Here is a 17,311-nt window from a genome sequence, read left to right on the forward strand (position 1 = left end):
ACGCGTTACTTCTCTGGTGTAATTGCATAGTACCTAAGAAACATCAAATCGGCGGGAGTGGTGTCAGCGAGGTGATGAATAGTTGCTGGTGTGAGACCATGATCGAGTAGGGTTTCCCAGCTTTGGCACGCTTGGTTTATCTTTTCTATGTTTTGTCCTTGCTTCTGTTCGACTCCCTGTCTAATGAGGCGTATCTGTTCTCCAATCCAGTCCGCGGATAGGTTGGTTATTCCCATAGTCCTTGATGGCAAGCCGCTAGAGTTGTGGTTGGTTGTTATCATTGGCTATCTCTCGTTGCTTCATTAGATGGGCAGTGTAATGAAAGTGGTTCGGCAAATGTATGAGCCGAGCTAGGGTTGAGATATTAATGAGTTTTATAGATGTAGGAATAGGTAGCGCGCACTTTCTGAACCGCGTGGCATAAAATGGTAAGTCGCTATTAGTCGTTTGAATAGAATACCTGCATCAAACGACATTACTCGATTTTGAGTAGATTCATAAACTCAAGGAATACATTGCTCAGGATGGCCTTACTGAGGTTACAACATTGAAAAACACACTTATCAAACACGCTCTAGTTGCAACAACCGGTATTTTGGCGCTAACGGCGACCACTGCACAGGCTTTCGAGCTAGGCGCTGATACCAAACGTGGTATTACGTTCCAGTTTGACAACATTATCATTGGTGTTAACGATAACTACGTAAACGGTGGTATGGCGTTTTTACAGAAGCCACTATCTCAAGAGCACAATATCAGCTGGTTCGTTGAGGGTGGTGTGGGTTATAACTGGAATAGTGAACGTGTCGACGTGCATGCGCCTGTGGGACTCCGTTGGGAACCAGTTAAAAACCTTGATGTTGACTTATTTGCTACGCCAGAAGTCAAATTTAAAGATGGCGTTGATGTTGGTGTGGGTGTTGACTTGGGTGTGTCCTGGAAATTCTAGGTCTCAACGAGAATACTAAACGGTGACCGTATCAAGGTCACCGTTTTTGCATTTTAGTGAGATGACTTAGGTAGCTAGATTAGTATCCAATAACCATTTGACCGAGAATGTAACCCGCGCAACAGGCGGCAACGACGCCTATTAAACCGACACTCATAAAGGAATGGTTGAAGTACCATTTACCGATCTTAGTGGTACCGGAAGAATCGAAATTCACGGTTGCGATATCCGATGGATAGTTTGGAATGAAGAAATATCCATAGACCGCTGGCATTAAACCAATGAGCAGTGCTGGATCCAACCCCAGTCCTAAACCCACAGGAAGCATCATTCGAGCAGTGGCTGCTTGCGAATTAACAACAACCGATACAATGAAGAGTGCCAATGCAAATGTCCAAGGGTAATCCGTTACCATTTCGACGATCCCTGATTTAAACTGTGGCATTGCATATTGGAAGTAAGTGTCTGACATCCAAGCGATACCAAAGATCGCAATGGCGGCGACCATGCCTGATTTGAAGACCACACCATTCGGCACATGGCGTGGATCTGTTTTGGTTGCGAGCAGAATGATACCGCCGAAGCAGAGCATCATCATTTGAATAATGACGGCCATACTGATTGGCTTTGCCGCGTCGCCAATGGTTCTCACTTCAGGAACCATTGCAATAATAACGATGACGACGATAGACAGTAAAAATAGTAAGACCGAGTTACGTGCTGATGTAGGTAGAACTTCGTCTAACGACGTCGCCGTTGTGTTCAAAATGCGCTCGCGCCATTCAGGGTCTTTTAAGCGAGCTTGATATTCAGGATCGTCCTCTAATTCCTTGCCTCGTTTCATACTATAAAGTGACATCAAAAGTGTGCCGAATAAAGTAGCGGGAACGGTGACCATGAGTATGGACAGCAAGGTAATATCTGGTCGTAGATCCGATAATTGTGCGAGGTAATACACGACTGCGGCAGAAATAGGTGAAGCGGTAATGGCAATTTGCGAAGCTACCGAAGCTGCAGCCATCGGGCGTTCTGGACGAATACCGTTCTTTAACGCAACATCACCGATAATCGGCATGATGGAGTAGACTGCGTGACCAGTTCCTAGCAAGAAGGTCATACTGTAAGTCACAAAAGGTGCTATGAGTGTCACGCGTTTCGGATTCTTACGCAGCAAGCGCTCTGCTACTTGCAGCATAAACTTTAGTCCCCCAGCTGCTTCTAAGATAGATGCGCACGTCACAACCGCCAGAATGATCAACATGACTGTGACCGGAGGAGAGGTTGGCGGCATCTTAAAAATAAAGACTTCAATGGTGAGACCGATGCCGGAGACTACACCTAAGCCGATTCCCCCTTTTCTTGACCCGATATAGAGCATCAAGAGCAGGAACATAAATTCAAAATAGAGCATTAATATTTCCCATTTACAATTTGTAACACTCTCAATATTATCCATATAAAAGTTATGGCTATTTGACATAAAGATCACACAACGTATTGAATGAAAAATGGAAAGCTGATTTTATAAGTTCGGTCACGTTATAGAGAGAGGAAGTAAATAGGGTGTAATCTAGGTGTATTTACTGGGTATTTGATTGGTTGCACAACTGAAAAATAAGAGGCAGTACAAGGGGGAGCGTACTGCCTCTGTGTCTATGCGCAAATGCGCCAACTAGGTGTTTAAGGCTCAAACACTATGCGAATAGAAACGGTTTTCTCTGTCAATTTATTGTTAGTGTGCATCGGACATTTGGTTATTAATTTTCTAATTGGAATTAGCATCACAGCTTTCTAATTACTCATGATAAAACAGTCAGTTATGGATTCTCCCTGTTGGTTTTCTCCTCCTAGTATGGCGATACCATTATCAATGGATACACTCACTCCGTACGCCTGTCCGTCGCTAAGGTTTCCAACTTTGTTCCATTGAGATCCATTGAGTTGCCAAATGGCGTTGCTATAGTGTTTTACCAGCCCTTGATGGCTGAATAAGTGCCCTTGTTGAAAGCGTTGTTGGCTGCCAACAAAAAAAGCGCCTCCTGCGACGGTGGGTATGTTGTCGATGAGTCCCACAAAACCCCCAGCTATCCCCTCATGTTTTGGTTCATTTTGGACAATGGTGGGCAGTAAATCACATTCAATGGATCCGTCAGTCTTAATTTGGAATCGTTTGGTTTCCAAACTTCTTAGACCCGGTTTGATCTCACCTTCAATGAGCAGAATTTGTTGATCTTTCTCTATCAGTCCTGCGCCACAATTAGGCAAATAGGGGTTATCTGCTAGCTTTGACCAACGGAGTGTCCGAGTATCGAACATCCAGATATGCGGATTCCAACCGTAGGCCTCGATGGGTTGAGACATAAATGAGTCTAATATTGAGCGCTCATCAGTGGCAGAGCTGACCTTAGAGAGTCGAGCGAACAAAGAATCGAATGTTTCTTTGCAATATCCTCCAATGAAAATGAGCTGGTGGTCTGAAATTGAAGTGGCACTGGCACCGAGTAATCCTACGGGTATGGTGGTATCGAGCTTGGACCACGTTTGCGTCTCTTTAGAGAAAAAATAACTATCTGTCAGCACGCGGACGTGAGGGTCTGTGTCCATTTTACCTGCGCCTGAGAACACATAGATCCCTGTGTCTGTTGTTACGCTAGCGGCATCGTTGCGATCGCATCCTGGAAAGGGCTGAGCGAGTTGCCAACCAAGCTCAACGTCATCCATATCCAAATAATAAAAACGCTTCCCTGCGCTGCCTAGGCCAGTATAGAGGCGGCGGCCAAGCAGTCCTCCAATACCGTTTTTCATTGAGATAGGTAGGGGTGGTAATGCGGTCAAACAGATAGTCATTTGGGGTTATTTCCTAATCTTGAATATCAACAGATTTGCCATTCCAGCTCAGCAGATACACTTTTTTGCTTGCTGAGCGGTCAGCCATTTCACCACCTGCGATCAGCACACCCTTTGGTGTGGTAAATGATGCGCCGTAGGCGGAGCCTTCAGGGAGATTGTTTGCTTGCTGCCATAAGTTGTCTTTCAGGACATAAATCTCAGGATTGAATGCTTTACTAAAACCGTTATGAGCGAAAAGTTTTCCTTGTTCAAAGGCGTGTTTAGCGCCGTGGAAGTTGGCACCACCTGCGACCAAAACCACGCCGTTTGATTCGCCACTAAAAGCACCCGCTACGCCTTCTTGTACATTTGAAGATTGAGGTGCAGGAAGAGAGTGAAGACTTTTCCACGGTTGCGCTGCGCCAAAGTTAAACTGTTTTACTTCTGCGGTTCTAAGTCCTGGCTTGATTTCACCGCTGACCAGCGTGGCAGTATTGCCATTGGATACTAACGCGCTGCCACAGTTCGGCAGATAAGGCGAAACAATTAGGGTATTCCATTGATTCGTTTCTGGGTTGTAGCTAACGACTTTATCGTTCCATTTGTAATCTCGAGGTGCCATGCCCATGTAGTTGTCGACAATGGATTGCCATTTGTCTGGCTGCGCTTTCTTATCGGTGGTGTTGATGTCGTAAAGATACTGATCGAAATAGGCTTTGTTATAGCCGCCGAAGAAAACAATCTGACTACCGTTAGGAGAATACGAAGCGGCGCCAAGTAAACCAACTGGGCTGGTACTTTTTACTTGAGACCAGGTGTCGTTCGTGGTGTCGAACTGATAAACCGTGTCGAACAAAATAGGAGAGGTGGCATCAGCCTGCTCTTTTCCTGCGCCTCCAAAAATATAGATCTTGTCGTTAACCGCGGTTGCCGTCGCGCCATTTCTTGCGGGGCCTATAAAGTCGGCCTGCTTTTGCCAACCCTTGTCGATATTAGCGAGGTCGAGCAAATAGAATGCGCTGCCAGAGGAACCAAGACCGGCATACACTTTGTCGCCTATCTGTGCACTGACGCCGCTTTTGATGCCTTCGGGTAAATCTGGCCATGACTCAGATGCGAGAGTGTTGCCAGTGACAATCAATGATGAAAGAGCGAGTGCAAAAAGCGAGTTCCTTGTCTTCATGATATTTCCTTATCGATAGGTGATGGCCTGTTTGGCCAAAATGTATACACATTATCGATCTTTGGAGAAAATATTCTTTGATCAAGTTAACAATAAAAATAATTTTTATCTAATCGTGGTTAGGAAGGTTTTTCCTGCAACAAAAAGCCCATCAAAAGATGGGCCTAAAAATGGAGATTTGCTAGCGTTTATGACATGAGTGGTACCACAACTTCGGCGGTTTCCATAACAGAGTCACTGTATTCAGGGTACTTGTCCAAAAGTGAATTGACGAGGACATCCACCAATAATAAAGCGCCTACTTTGGAAGCAAATGCCCCACCAGTTAAGGGGCCTTCCGGTCTAGCTGCTACTAACATTTCCGTTGAAATTGCCGAGAGCGGACTGTGATTAATGTTAGTTAGTGCAACCACAGGGACATTTTTACTGAACGCCTGCTTTGCTGCATGAACGACTTCTTTGGTGGAGCCTGAACTTGATACAGAAAACCACAAGTCCCCTTGTGTAGAGCGGCTAGCATTCATGGCTGCCAAGTGAGTGTCTTCGTACATAATCGCTTTCTTACCGATTCGGATAAGTCGGTAAGCTAGGTATCGACCCACGATGCTTGATGCGCCTACACCGACACAACCAATAAAGTCGGCGGAATGTACCAAAGTACAAATCCTATCCAGGGCCTTTCTGTCAATCAGTTTTGCGGTATCTTGGAGACTATCAACCGCACTGCTTGCCGAAATATCGCAGATGTCACCATCTTTAACAGGAGCAGACTTACTGGCGTTTTGGCTTAGGTCGACTGCTAAGGCCATACGGAAGTCGGAATAACCTTTGTAACCCATATCGCGGCAAAGACGTACTACAGTCGCTTCACTGGTTTGGGTATTTCGAGCAAGATCTGTGATGGTCTGGAACTGCACTTCATGAGCATTCTCAAGAATGTAGTCCGCGACTTGTCTTAATTTCTTACTGAGTGGTTCCATGTTGGAGCGCAAACGAACCAGCAGATTGTTCGGTGATCCCACGGTATCCCCTTAATTCTTGTACCTAGATTAAAAATATCAGACTCCCTAACGGTTTAACACCAACAATTAATATAATTCGCGGCATTTCATAGAGAAATGATATACGGTTTGCCTGAAAGCCTAAAAAGGAGGCAACTGCCTCCTTTTGTGCGCGTAGGCGTTAAAAGCCGATGTCTCGCATTTTCGCTACCACATCCGCTTTTTGAGCCGCGGTCAATGCTCGAATTGGTGAGCGCGGGTCACCAGCATCGATACCATGAATTTCCATTGCTGCCTTACCAGCGGCAACGCCGCCATACTCTACAAGAATACGAATAATAGCAATGACTTTATCCATGAGTGCTGTTACACGTGGTTGATCGCCTTGATTGAAAGCTTCAATAATCTCCAAATAAAGCGGAGCAGCGTAATTGTAGGTACTGCCCACTGCGCCCACTGCGCCTACGGCAAGACCTGCCGGTAAGAACTCATCTACGCCAAACGGGATATCAAATTTTCCATCAGCAACTCGCATGCAGCGTTGATATTCGTAAAGGTCCATGTGATTAAATTTTGCACCTAGAAGGTTTGGAATTTTCTGATCACCTTGGATTAGGAACTGCTCAAGATCTAAATTGACCCCTGACATTCCTGAATGATAGTAGTAGAAGCCTTTTGAAGGTGCTGCGGCCGCTATTTGGGCGCAGTAGTCCACTAAGTCTTCAACTGAACCAGGTTTAAAGAAGCATGGACCAATGGCAGATGTTGCCATAATGTCGAGGGTCTCTGCGTGCTTGGTTAGCTCCAAGGAATCTACAATACTCAATGCGCCAGTATGAACAATCAGGTCTAACTGACCTTTTGATGCTGTTACCCAACGTTCAGCGATGGCTTTACGTTCTTCAACGGAGCAGTGAATACCTTCACCAGTTGTGCCACAAACGTATGCGCCTGTTACACCTTGCTTTACAAGCAGTTCTGCGATTTGGTCAATCGCAGCAAAGTTCACTCGATTACTTGCATCAAAAGGAGTGTGTGGTGCTGCGATAAGTCCTTGTAGTTTTCTCATTTTATTGGCCTTCAAATTGCGATTAATGGCAGGCCAATGCTGGCCTGCGTAATTGTTATTGTCCGTATCCTAAGAACAGCTCTGGTAAGAAAAGCGTCACTTGAGGGAAGATTGCTACTAATGCCAGTACGATGAACAGTGGCACTAGAAGAGGGATAACGCCTCGGGTTAATACATGGAATGGAATGTCACCAACGCGAGATACAACATACAACGCCATACCCATTGGTGGTGTCAAAATACCAATCATAAGGTTAAGAATAGCCATCACACCGAAGTGAACAGGATCGATCCCAACAGCCGCCGCAACCGGTACGAGGAATGGTACCAACAACAGCAATAACGCTAGTGATTCAATAAAGGTTCCTAGGAACAGCAGTAATAGGTTAATCAGAAGAAGCAGTACCAGTGGGTTATCACTGATGGTTAGGAAATAGTCTGCTAGCATTTGCGGTAATTGTTCACGAGCGACAATCCAACCGAAGACGGTGACGCCCATAACCATAAGCGCAACAACAGCCGTGGTATTGACAGTTTCTTTTAGAATGTCGACGAAACCTGAGAGTGTGAGCTGCTTGTATACCACCGTACCCAAAAACAGAGCGTAAAGAGAGGATACGACCGCTGCTTCTGTTGGTGTGAATTTACCTGAGAAAATACCACCGATGATGATCACGGGTGTAAGCAGGGATAAAAAGGCTTCTTTTAGCGACTTAAACTGCTCTTTGCGAGTTGCTTTTGGTAGCGTCATGTAACCGCGTTTTTTACAGATGAAGTAGCTCATCACCATCAACGCACCACAACATAGGATGCCGGGAACTGCGCCCGCCAAGAACAGCGCACCAATAGAGGTATTGGAAACTACACCATAAATAACAAGTGGCACAGACGGCGGTACTAGCGGCCCGATGATACAAGATGCTGCGGTTAAACCACCTGCAAAGTCATCATGATACTTTGCGTCGCGCATGGATTTGATTTCAAGCTGACCTAAGCCGCCGGCATCCGCGAGAGCAGAGCCAGACATACCAGAGAACAGTAAGCTTGCCATGATGTTTACATGCCCTAAGCTACCGGTCACGTGGCCGACCATAGATTTAGCAAAGTTGAAGATACGTTCGGTTATTCCCGCGCTGTTCATCAAGTGTCCAGTGAGAACAAAGAACGGTACTGCTAGTAAGGTAAAGTTATCAATGCCGCCAAGCATTTGCTGAGCTGCAAAGTTGATTCCAGTACTGTTGGTTAATACCAAAAATACTAAAGCAACAAATATCAGTGAGAAGCCAACGGGCATACCTGCAAATAACAGAGCTAGCCAGCCGAAAATTGAACCTGCCATGAGAACTCCTTACCTCTGGGCAACTTGCGATGAGCTAGAAGCGTCTTCGCTTTTAGCTTGTTTAAACTCAGCTCCAATCGAGAAGATCTTTTGTAACTGTCGGACGACCATGAACACGCCACCAAGAGGTAGGCTGTAGTTCATCCATTTACTAGAAATGCCTAAGGTGATGAGTTCAAAGAAAGCAGTACGTTGTACGTGCTGATACCCGAGGTAAATGATGGCGAAAATGGACACCAACACAGCGAGTTCGAGTGCGATTACTAATGAATAACGGATATTTTGTGGAAGCTTATCCGAAAAAAAGGTGATGTTGACGTGGGTGCCTCGTTTGATGGCCATCGCGCAACCGATGAGTGACATATACATAAACAGCACACGAGCTAATTCCTCACTCCACAAAGAAGGATCGTTCAGCAACCAGCGTGTTCCTATTTGCCAAGTCAGCACCACTAACAGGGCAGCCATCAGCGGCACTGTTATGATTTCTTCAATATTATCAAATATTTTGCGTATCATTTTAGGCTCCAAGGCTGACCAAATCGGCCAGCCGAGATTACAACTTCAATTCAAGCGAACGTCGAATTGATTGCGGCAATTACATTGCAGCAAGTTTCTTAACGATAGGCTCGCCAATCTTCTCTTCGAATTCCGTATATAGAGGCTGCATTGCTTCACGGAATGGTGCGAGATCAGGGTAAGTGACTTTCACGCCCTCAGATTCAAAGAAAGAGATAAGCTCTGCTTCTTGTTTTTTAACCGATGCGGTATGAGCGGCTCCCGCTTTTGCTACTGCGTCAGTAATGATCTTCTTATCCGCATCAGACAGTTTTTGCCATGTTGACTCAGAAATAATCACCATTTGGTCGTTAACAATGTGGTTAGTAATAGCGAGGTTGTCCTGAACTTCGTAGAACTTCATTGTCTTAATGGTTGGCAATGGGTTTTCTTGACCGTCAACCGCGTTGGTTTGCAGTGCTAGATACACTTCTGAGAACGCCATTGGTGTTGGTGAAGCACCAGAAAGTTTTGCGTAGTTTAGGTTCGGTTTAGCGTTAGGAACGCGTAGCTTCAGACCTTTGAAATCTTCAATCGTGTTTAGAGGACGGTTAGAGGTGGTTTCACGAGTACCGTTGTACCAAGTATCTAGAGCACGCCAGTTGAATTTAGTCAGCATTTCTTCACGTACGCCTTGACCAAAATCTGAATCAAACATGCGACGTAGGTGTTCGTAGTCTTTGGCAACGTAAGGTAGGGTTACTGCTTCTGCTCGTGGGATCCATAGACCCATACGGCCAAATTCAGCGTAAGTAATATCGAGATCTCCAAGGGTTAATTGCTGAAGCATAGCGCGGTCATCACCAAGTTGCGCGCTAGGGTATAAAGCAATTTTAATGTCGCCGTTACTCATCTCTTCTACTGTATCGGCAAGAAGTTTCGCAGAGGTATATTCCACAGATCCAACAGAGGCTTGCATGCCCATCTTAAGTGTTGTCGCCGCTTGTACTGAAACTGCACATCCTAATGTCAGCATAGCGATAGTAATTTTATTTATAGCTTTCATGTTCTTCCCTTTTGTCCATTGTTTGGCGAGATTCGCGAGTTTCAAAAAAAAATTTTATTTTGTTTGAAAAAAATCTTCGTTATGGATTATTATGGTCGTGAAGATTATTTTCAAATCAACTTTTCACAAACTGTGATCACGGACAAAATTTAGCCTAACTTATCTGTTTAAAGACTCGTTAAGCGGTTTTGGGACAAGGAAGCATGTCCAATATTTCGTTGACGCCAACATAAGACGAGAGGCTCGAAGTGAGAGATAAAAGTCTAAAAATCAGAGAATTAAAAGAGCAATTGCGTGGGCAAACGGTAGTATCTATTCAGCCAGTTGTCGGAAGTCCACTCGAGAAAACCGAATTTATTGTTGCCATGGCTCTAGCTGCGCAGCAAGCGGGTGCCAAAGCTTTACGTATCGAAGGTGTTAAAAATGTTGCGGCTGTAGCAGCTAATGTGACTATACCAATTATCGGTATCGTGAAACGTGACCTTATTGACAGTCCAGTTAGAATTACTCCTTATGTTGAGGATGTGGAAGCGCTAGCGGCCGCGGGCGCAACAATTATTGCGTTTGATGCAACCAGTCGAGTTCGTCCTGAATCTAGAGCGGTGATTGTAGATGCCATTCAACGCACGCCTTGTTTTGGTATGGCGGATTGTTCATGTTTTGAGGATGGCGCTTGGGCTTATGAGCAAGGTGTGGAAATCATTGGTTCGACGTTGTCAGGCTATGTGGGGGGCGAAGAGCCTACCGAGCCCGATCTAAATCTAGTTCGAAGATTTGCAGCCGAAGGCTTCTTTACCATGGCAGAAGGGCGATACAATACGCCTGAGTTAGCAGCAAAAGCGATTGCCAATGGTGCGATAGCCGTTACAGTAGGCTCTGCACTGACAAGATTAGAAGTGGTGACTCAATGGTTCAATGCGGCAACTCAAGCAGAGGTGAAACAGTATGAGCACGTTAGCTATTGATATTGGTGGTACTAAAGTCGCTCTAGGATTGGTTCAAAATGGTGAACTGATAGAGCGTGCTCAGCTAGCGACGCCTGAGACGACATGTGTACAAGAGTTTGCTAGTCAAATTCTTCTACAGTGTCCGTCATGGATACACCAAGTCACACAGATTGGGATTTCTACTACGGGATGGGTGAAACCGGAAGGCATTACTTCTATTAATCCCGATACTCTTGCCTTCCCTCAACCGTTTCCTTTACATCAAGAGATAGAAGCACAAACAGATAAGCCTGTTGCTATTCTCAATGATGCTCAAGCGGCTGCTTGGTATGAATATCGCTCTCTCAAAACCCCCGTAAACAATATGGCTTATATAACGGTATCAACTGGTGTAGGTGGTGGTTTGGTTCTTAACGGGCAATTGTATAAAGGGAGTCAGCATCTCGCTGGACATATCGGCCATACCAGTATTGATATCAATGGTCCTGTCTGTGGTTGTGGGCAACGTGGTTGTGTTGAAAGCATTGCCTCCGGAACGGCAATTAACCGAGCTGCTCGTCAAGCTATTCACCCGACAATCTCAAATATTGAGTTGTTTGAACTCGCCAGTGACAATGCGCAAGCAATGGACATCATCAAAAAGAGTGCGCATGCAGTTGCTCAGCTGTGTTGCAATTTGAAAGCTACACTAGACTTAGATCTTGTTTGTCTTGGTGGAGGAATAGGGCTGACAGAGGTGTACATCCCATTAGTTCTGGACTATATCGAAACAATGCCAGCAGCATTTCGAGTAGATGTCGTTAAGGCAACCGGTGATTATGATGCATGTTTATTGGGTGCTGCAGCCCAATTCTCATAGCGAAATGGGTAAAAATTAGTGTTTCACAGCCTCATAGGTTGTTGATGGAAGGAATAGATAGACAAATGACGATACGAGCAATCACAGCCACGACGATTTTCGATGGCGAGCAGTACCATTCCGACTCTGCATTGGTTTGGAAAGGAGACCGGATTGTAGACATAGTCCCCACGTCTACATTGCCTAGCTCAGTCATTGTTACTGATGTTGGCGACAAAATTGTTGCGCCGGGATTTATCGATATTCAAGTGAATGGCGGCGGCGATGTCATGTTTAACTCTGATACAACTGTTGACGGTATAGACACTATTTGTCGAGCCCATCGTCAACACGGTACAGCCTATCTATTACCAACCTTGATCAGCGCAACGCCAGAGGAAATGAAAACGGCGTTGATTGCTGCGGAGAGTGCGATCGAGCAGGGTGTGGCAGGTGTACTAGGTGTTCACCTAGAAGGACCTTGGCTTAATAAAGACAAGAAAGGCGCGCACGATGACAGTAAGTTTTATAGCCCAACGATTGAACAGTTAGAAGCTTTTCCGTGGTTAGAGCGAGGGGTTAGCTTGGTCACGTTAGCGGCAGAGAATGTCGATACGCAGGCACTAAATTGGTTACAGCAGCATCACGTTGTGGTGTCTTGTGGGCACAGTAACGCAACTCAGCATCAGTTAACGGCAGAAAAACTTGCTTCAGTAAATGGTTTTACGCATTTGTTTAATGCGATGTCGCCGCTTGAAGGGCGTGAGCCGGGTACTGTTGGCACGGCATTGATGACCGATCATGCTTGGTGCTCAATTATTGTCGACGGTATTCATGTTGCAACGCAAAACGTTTTGATGGCTCATAAGCTTAAGCCAGAAGGGAAGCTGCTTATTGTGACCGATGCGATGGCGAGTGTCGGCAGTAGAACCAATCGCTTTGTCTTAGATGGTGAAGAAATTTCGGTACAAGATGGAAAATTGGTGAACTCAAGTGGATCTCTAGCTGGTGCGCATATTGGCATGGACCAGTCTGTCGCTAATGCCATTGCCTGGGGACTGAATGAGGCTGAGGTATTGAGAATGGCTTCAACCTATCCAGCCGAGGCGCTTAATCTGGACGACGTGGGTATTTTGAAGCCGGGTTACCGAGCCGCTGCAACCATACTTAATTCTGATTACAGCTCCTATGCGGTATTAGTTGATGGTGCGCTAAACCCTTAGCTTCTGGTTATGAAGTTAGTTTGCTTGTAATTTCGCTGAGGTAATAAACTCGCCAAAGCTTTCACACCAAATGATCGCTGCCGTGTACTGGCTTAAATCTGTGCCTTCTGGCAGCGATAGCAAGAATCTATCGAAGGTTTTCACATCTCCCACCTGTAACATGTTGGCTTTGTTAGTATTAAAGTCCGCTTCCGTTTCCACATATATTGGAGATAGGTACAGTTTGTAGTCAGGCCCCGGAGCAAGTTCGCCAATAAACATAGCGCTGTCATTGGTAAAACTGATATCGCCTTCACCCCAATGAAAAAGATCGCTGTCTTGTCGGTCTTTATCGAATGTCCCTTTGACGACGATTTGATTGGCATCCGCAGTGACGCTTGCGATTGAGGGGGAATCAGGCTGAGTAAGAATCGGCAGGACATAAATACCCAACATAAACCCAAAGAATAAGGCTGCAAGGTGGCTAAAAAGTAACAGAACTCGCTTCATGTTCACTCCTTGAACAAATAATTTTATCTTAATTTACTTAAACATAGTTCAAGCAATACGTCATTGGAACTGATGATTTTGGATCGTTGATATGATTTTTTCTCGCGTCGCTTTATGGTCCTCATCATTGACGAATCGACGGTGATAGATCATGCGATATTGCACATTGCGAATATCAAGGGGAATGGGCATGACTTTGAGACCCAGCATGGGCGCGAGGTGATTCGCTAAGGACAAGGTTGATGCGCCCAGCAGATCCGTTGTCGCTGCGAGTGCTAACATACTTGAAACGGACCCTGTTTCAGCCTTTATCGTTCTTATAGGCATTGGTTTTTCTGCTAAAAAATCCATCATGTTAACGTTGTTACGACGTATTTTTAGCGCAATATGTTGTTGTTCGAGGTACTGTTCCGTTGTTAGTGATGTGCCAATATTCGGATGGTCTTTTCGGCAAACACACACCGCAGGCTCATCAAAAATGTCTTCAACGATATGTGATTGGCTTTTGCTAGTGGCAATGTCGATTGCGAGATGGACTTTCTGCGAATCGATGTCAGCGAGAAGTTGCTGCTCGCTTAGCGGGGTTTCGATAAACGACAATCCCGGCAAATCACAAAGCAGGTGCATCAGGCTTTCGTTGCAATAGACTCGAGTGACTTCCTGTTTTTTCTCAATGGTCTCTAGAATGGCAAGGGGCGTCTCAATCTTATCTGCCAACGCAACGGCCGCTCCTGTTGGTGCAATTCCACGTCCAGAACGGACAAATAGCGTTTTCCCCACCACGACTTCTAATCGTTTTAATGCCGCACTTACTGCTGGCTGAGTCAGTTCCAACTCTTCTGCTGCCATTGTTATAGAGCGATGACGATAAACCGCGCCAAAAGTTGTAAGTAGATTTAAGTCCATAACGACCTGATTTAGTGAGTGTTATTTCTTATCCTAGCAGAGCAAAGGTGACTGTCAATTGACCTTAGTTGGAGTGCGCTGATTCGAATTTAGATTAAAACACATAAATTAAATTTATATATAAAGCTAAATTTGCTCTATTTTTCGTATCTTAGGTTATGGTTAAGATGGTGAACATAGACACACGGATGTGATTTTTCCATTCAATTAAGAGATTTCGAGAAAATGAAAAATGTCCGTATTGTCTCAATTATGGCTTTAATCGCACTCATCTTTAGTGGTTTAGCCTACTCCCAAAACTGCAACGTTGAACCGTTAGAAGCAACAGAATATTCGTTGCTCAGCAACAACTGATTTCTCTCATTTATATTCATTTATTACTTTTCCCTGTTATGGGAGAGGAGGAATTATTATGCCAAAAATCCATATAATGACTGCTGTTGCTGGCTCGATTCTTCTATCGGCGCCAGTTTTAGCTCAAACGCCTTTTGAACATTATCAGTCTGAAAATTCAGCTAGTTTCTCAGGTTACAAGCACTATAACTACGAACAAAACGTCAATACCGAAGAGTTGATGAAACAGGGTGGGAAAATCTATTCTTCACCAGAGGAAATACATGCCATTTTGCAAGGAGGGCTCAAAACAGATATCCAGACTGGCGAAGAACTCTGGAAAGAAGGTCTAATGTTTGATGGCATTGAACCAATGGATCATATGGTTACTGCCGCCAATTGGTACCCAAGGACGGAAGAGCTGTTAACTAATGAAATGCGTGTGACCTTCATGGGGACATCCCCTATGATTCGCCCAGGTCAAGCTAATACCTCCATATACGTAGAGTTAGGCAACGGTGACAATTTCGTGTTCGATATTGGTGAGGCGTCAATTGCTAACTATATTGGGGCTGGTGTTGCGCTAAACGAACTGGACAAAATTTTCATAACTCATTTGCATGTAGACCATTTTGGCTCTCTTCCTTATTTGTACCAATTTGGAGGTTGGAATGGACGGTGGGAAAAACCACTAACGATTTATGGTCCATCAGGTCGCAACCCGGAAGATGGGACGCGACATATGGTAGAAGGCATGTTGCAAATGCTTTCTTGGCATCAAGACGCGTTTGATGTTTTCCCATCAGGTAATGATATAGAAGTTGTTGAGTTCGACTTCAAAGACGATGGCGGCATTATCTATGATGTTGATGGCGTCAAAGTATCACATTGGAGACGTTCTCACGCAAAAGATGGTGCCTCAGCATATCGCCTTGATTGGACAATCAATGACGAGGAGTCGCTCTGTTTTGTCTGGACTGGGGATGGTCGACCTACCGAACTTGATATTCAGTATGCCAAAGGTTGCGATTTGTTCGTAACCGAGGTTCAGACTGAGCTCGTCGGATTAGCGTCCATCGTTCAAGGAGTGCCTGCTTTTCTAACACGCTATACCATTGATACTCATCATACGTCAGGCTATGCGGCGGGATGGCTAGCAGATCAAATACAACCACGTTTGTTTATGACTACTCATATGGAGTTTGACCCTTACTACAATAACGAAACTGTGGCTCAGGTACGTGAACATTGGAAAGGTCCATATCACTTTGGCGCCCCCGATATGATAGTCGCGAACATTACACCGGACAAAGCATGGGTCCGAGAGGGGATTATTCCAGATTTTCCAAATAACCGAGCTCCCCAGTTTAATCTCAATGACGGTGAAGTATTTCGTGTTCCAATGCCGAAAAATTCACGAGCCGATATTCAAGAGCAAGAGATTCGTGATTTAGAAATTGATGAAGCACTGTATTACCCCGAAGGTTACCACCCTCAACTATTGAAAGAGTGGCCGTTGGATCGTGACCTGATCGTGCCAACGGAAGTATTGCCAGAAAGCATGAAGCAAGGGATGGGCGAGAAGCAGCGAATGGTTGATAAAATGCGCGAAGCTCATGGATTGGAACCTCGTTCCGTGCATCGTAAAGATTCAGCAGACCCATATCGCGACACTCGTGAAGGCAATACCAAACAAGAACAAGAGTAGTGACTTTGTTTGTGGGCATAGAGCTCTTGTGCTCACAAACTCAAACTCCTTCCCAAACTTCAACAACGAGTAACCTATTTATGCGACGACTTACGATTGTAGTAACAGCGCTATATCTATGCACGTTTAAAGCAATGGCAGCGCAACACTCTCACGACACGTTATTTAGCCGAGACAACGCAATAATGGCTGCGGCCGCAGTGGAAACCGTCAATGTGTATTGTGTTGGAACTGGCTCTATGACCTTAGAGTATACCGAACACAACTCGAAAATAGTCCGTGAAACAATAGAAGGACTTTCTGAAGATGTGCTTAACGAACCTTACGTCTTTAATGAGGAAGATCCTCTGTACCTTCAAGGTGTTGCTTTAGGTGAGCAACTCATTCAAGAAGCAGAACAGAAAGATCACGTTAGTCAAATGTGTACACAGCCAGAGGAACAAAAACGATGAAAAAGACCACGATGATTTTAGCCACCTTCATTCCTTCATTAGCTATTGCTTGCGGTGCACATGTTCATAATACGTTGCCCCACTATGAAAATTATACCGAGTCGTTGGTGGCGATGTCTGTTTGCAAGGTAAATGAGCATATTTCAGAGCAACAATCTGCAGTGTGGTTTAAAAAATTAGCATGGGTAGCGAATGGCACTGACGAAGAATTGTTTGAGCATTATGCACATTTTGCCGCAGAACACGTGAGTAACATTGCTAATGATCCCGATATGTTACCTAAGTGGAATGCGAGTTATTGTAAGGATCAATTCTTTGATGTGATGGAAATGGATCAAGTCGTTTTGGAAGACCTTTACGATGAGCAAGAACTCGCTGATCGAGAGTTTAACCGGCAAATAAAAGAAAGTGGCCTGTCGGGTTGATAGGTTTCACTGCGTTGGTGCCCACTCTGTTGTATTCATAGATTGGGCATTTTAAT

General features: G+C 44.9%; 18 protein-coding genes. 7 read left to right on the forward strand and 11 right to left on the reverse strand.

Annotated features, from left to right (window positions below; genetic code table 11):
* Positions 1-5 precede the first annotated feature (5 nt).
* Positions 6-281: a hypothetical protein gene (locus tag JKJ11_RS24770; RefSeq protein ID WP_131451037.1), complete on the reverse strand. Its 276-nt coding sequence runs from the start codon at positions 279-281 to the stop codon at positions 6-8.
* A 266-nt stretch (positions 282-547) separates the two neighbouring features.
* Between JKJ11_RS24770 and JKJ11_RS24775 the strand changes: the two genes are divergently transcribed.
* Positions 548-949, forward strand: coding sequence for a hypothetical protein (locus tag JKJ11_RS24775; protein ID WP_006075320.1), 402 nt, complete (start codon positions 548-550; stop codon positions 947-949).
* 79 nt (positions 950-1,028) lie between these two features.
* Here the strand turns inward: JKJ11_RS24775 and JKJ11_RS24780 are convergent, their stop codons facing one another.
* The 8 genes from JKJ11_RS24780 to JKJ11_RS24815 all read right to left on the reverse strand — a co-directional run bounded on the left by JKJ11_RS24780 (position 1,029) and on the right by JKJ11_RS24815 (position 9,934).
* Positions 1,029-2,360: an anaerobic C4-dicarboxylate transporter gene (locus tag JKJ11_RS24780; RefSeq protein WP_006075319.1), complete on the reverse strand. Its 1,332-nt coding sequence runs from the start codon at positions 2,358-2,360 to the stop codon at positions 1,029-1,031.
* A 380-nt stretch (positions 2,361-2,740) separates the two neighbouring features.
* On the reverse strand, positions 2,741-3,796 hold the full coding sequence (locus JKJ11_RS24785) for a YjhT family mutarotase (protein ID WP_252039490.1): 1,056 nt from the start codon (positions 3,794-3,796) through the stop codon (positions 2,741-2,743).
* A 13-nt stretch (positions 3,797-3,809) separates the two neighbouring features.
* Positions 3,810-4,961 (reverse strand): N-acetylneuraminate epimerase, encoded by a 1,152-nt coding sequence (locus JKJ11_RS24790; RefSeq protein ID WP_006075316.1) that lies wholly within the window; start codon positions 4,959-4,961, stop codon positions 3,810-3,812.
* Between the two features lie 188 nt (positions 4,962-5,149).
* Entirely contained in the window at positions 5,150-5,983 is an 834-nt protein-coding gene (locus JKJ11_RS24795; protein WP_031493297.1) for a MurR/RpiR family transcriptional regulator, read from the reverse strand.
* A 160-nt stretch (positions 5,984-6,143) separates the two neighbouring features.
* Positions 6,144-7,031 (reverse strand): dihydrodipicolinate synthase family protein, encoded by an 888-nt coding sequence (locus JKJ11_RS24800; protein ID WP_252039491.1) that lies wholly within the window; start codon positions 7,029-7,031, stop codon positions 6,144-6,146.
* A 55-nt stretch (positions 7,032-7,086) separates the two neighbouring features.
* Entirely contained in the window at positions 7,087-8,370 is a 1,284-nt protein-coding gene (gene siaM / locus JKJ11_RS24805; RefSeq protein ID WP_198558574.1) for a sialic acid TRAP transporter large permease SiaM, read from the reverse strand.
* A gap of 9 nt (positions 8,371-8,379) precedes the next feature.
* Positions 8,380-8,889, reverse strand: a complete 510-nt coding sequence (locus tag JKJ11_RS24810) for a TRAP transporter small permease (RefSeq protein WP_006075311.1) — start codon at positions 8,887-8,889, stop codon at positions 8,380-8,382.
* 79 nt (positions 8,890-8,968) lie between these two features.
* The gene (locus JKJ11_RS24815; protein ID WP_006075310.1) at positions 8,969-9,934 is read right to left on the reverse strand and encodes a sialic acid TRAP transporter substrate-binding protein SiaP; all 966 of its coding nucleotides are present in this window, start codon (positions 9,932-9,934) and stop codon (positions 8,969-8,971) included.
* Positions 9,935-10,182: 248 nt separating this feature from the next.
* On the opposite strand from JKJ11_RS24815, the gene JKJ11_RS24820 reads away from it, so the two are divergent.
* From JKJ11_RS24820 to nagA, 3 genes are all read left to right on the forward strand, one after another.
* The gene (locus tag JKJ11_RS24820; RefSeq protein WP_088878935.1) at positions 10,183-10,899 is read left to right on the forward strand and encodes a putative N-acetylmannosamine-6-phosphate 2-epimerase; all 717 of its coding nucleotides are present in this window, start codon (positions 10,183-10,185) and stop codon (positions 10,897-10,899) included.
* Positions 10,880-11,740 (forward strand): N-acetylmannosamine kinase, encoded by an 861-nt coding sequence (locus tag JKJ11_RS24825; RefSeq protein WP_198558573.1) that lies wholly within the window; start codon positions 10,880-10,882, stop codon positions 11,738-11,740. The genes JKJ11_RS24820 and JKJ11_RS24825 overlap by 20 nt, the downstream gene beginning before the upstream one ends.
* Before the next feature lie 65 nt (positions 11,741-11,805).
* The gene (gene nagA / locus JKJ11_RS24830) at positions 11,806-12,942 is read left to right on the forward strand and encodes an N-acetylglucosamine-6-phosphate deacetylase (protein ID WP_198558572.1); all 1,137 of its coding nucleotides are present in this window, start codon (positions 11,806-11,808) and stop codon (positions 12,940-12,942) included.
* A gap of 15 nt (positions 12,943-12,957) precedes the next feature.
* Here the strand turns inward: nagA and JKJ11_RS24835 are convergent, their stop codons facing one another.
* Positions 12,958-13,431 (reverse strand): DM13 domain-containing protein, encoded by a 474-nt coding sequence (locus JKJ11_RS24835; protein WP_006069378.1) that lies wholly within the window; start codon positions 13,429-13,431, stop codon positions 12,958-12,960.
* Positions 13,432-13,491: 60 nt separating this feature from the next.
* Entirely contained in the window at positions 13,492-14,337 is an 846-nt protein-coding gene (locus JKJ11_RS24840; RefSeq protein WP_107306607.1) for a LysR family transcriptional regulator, read from the reverse strand.
* A gap of 412 nt (positions 14,338-14,749) precedes the next feature.
* Between JKJ11_RS24840 and gntH the strand changes: the two genes are divergently transcribed.
* From gntH to JKJ11_RS24855, 3 genes are all read left to right on the forward strand, one after another.
* The gene (gntH, locus tag JKJ11_RS24845; protein WP_096442058.1) at positions 14,750-16,378 is read left to right on the forward strand and encodes a guanitoxin biosynthesis MBL fold metallo-hydrolase GntH; all 1,629 of its coding nucleotides are present in this window, start codon (positions 14,750-14,752) and stop codon (positions 16,376-16,378) included.
* Positions 16,379-16,458: 80 nt separating this feature from the next.
* Positions 16,459-16,830 (forward strand): hypothetical protein, encoded by a 372-nt coding sequence (locus JKJ11_RS24850; protein WP_107306605.1) that lies wholly within the window; start codon positions 16,459-16,461, stop codon positions 16,828-16,830.
* Complete coding sequence (locus tag JKJ11_RS24855; protein ID WP_031494541.1) at positions 16,827-17,255, forward strand: hypothetical protein; 429 nt, start codon at positions 16,827-16,829, stop codon at positions 17,253-17,255. Before JKJ11_RS24850 ends, JKJ11_RS24855 begins: the two co-directional genes overlap by 4 nt.
* Positions 17,256-17,311 lie beyond the last annotated feature (56 nt).

Source organism: Vibrio sp. SCSIO 43133 (assembly GCF_023716845.1).
Lineage (GTDB): Bacteria > Pseudomonadota > Gammaproteobacteria > Enterobacterales > Vibrionaceae > Vibrio > Vibrio mediterranei.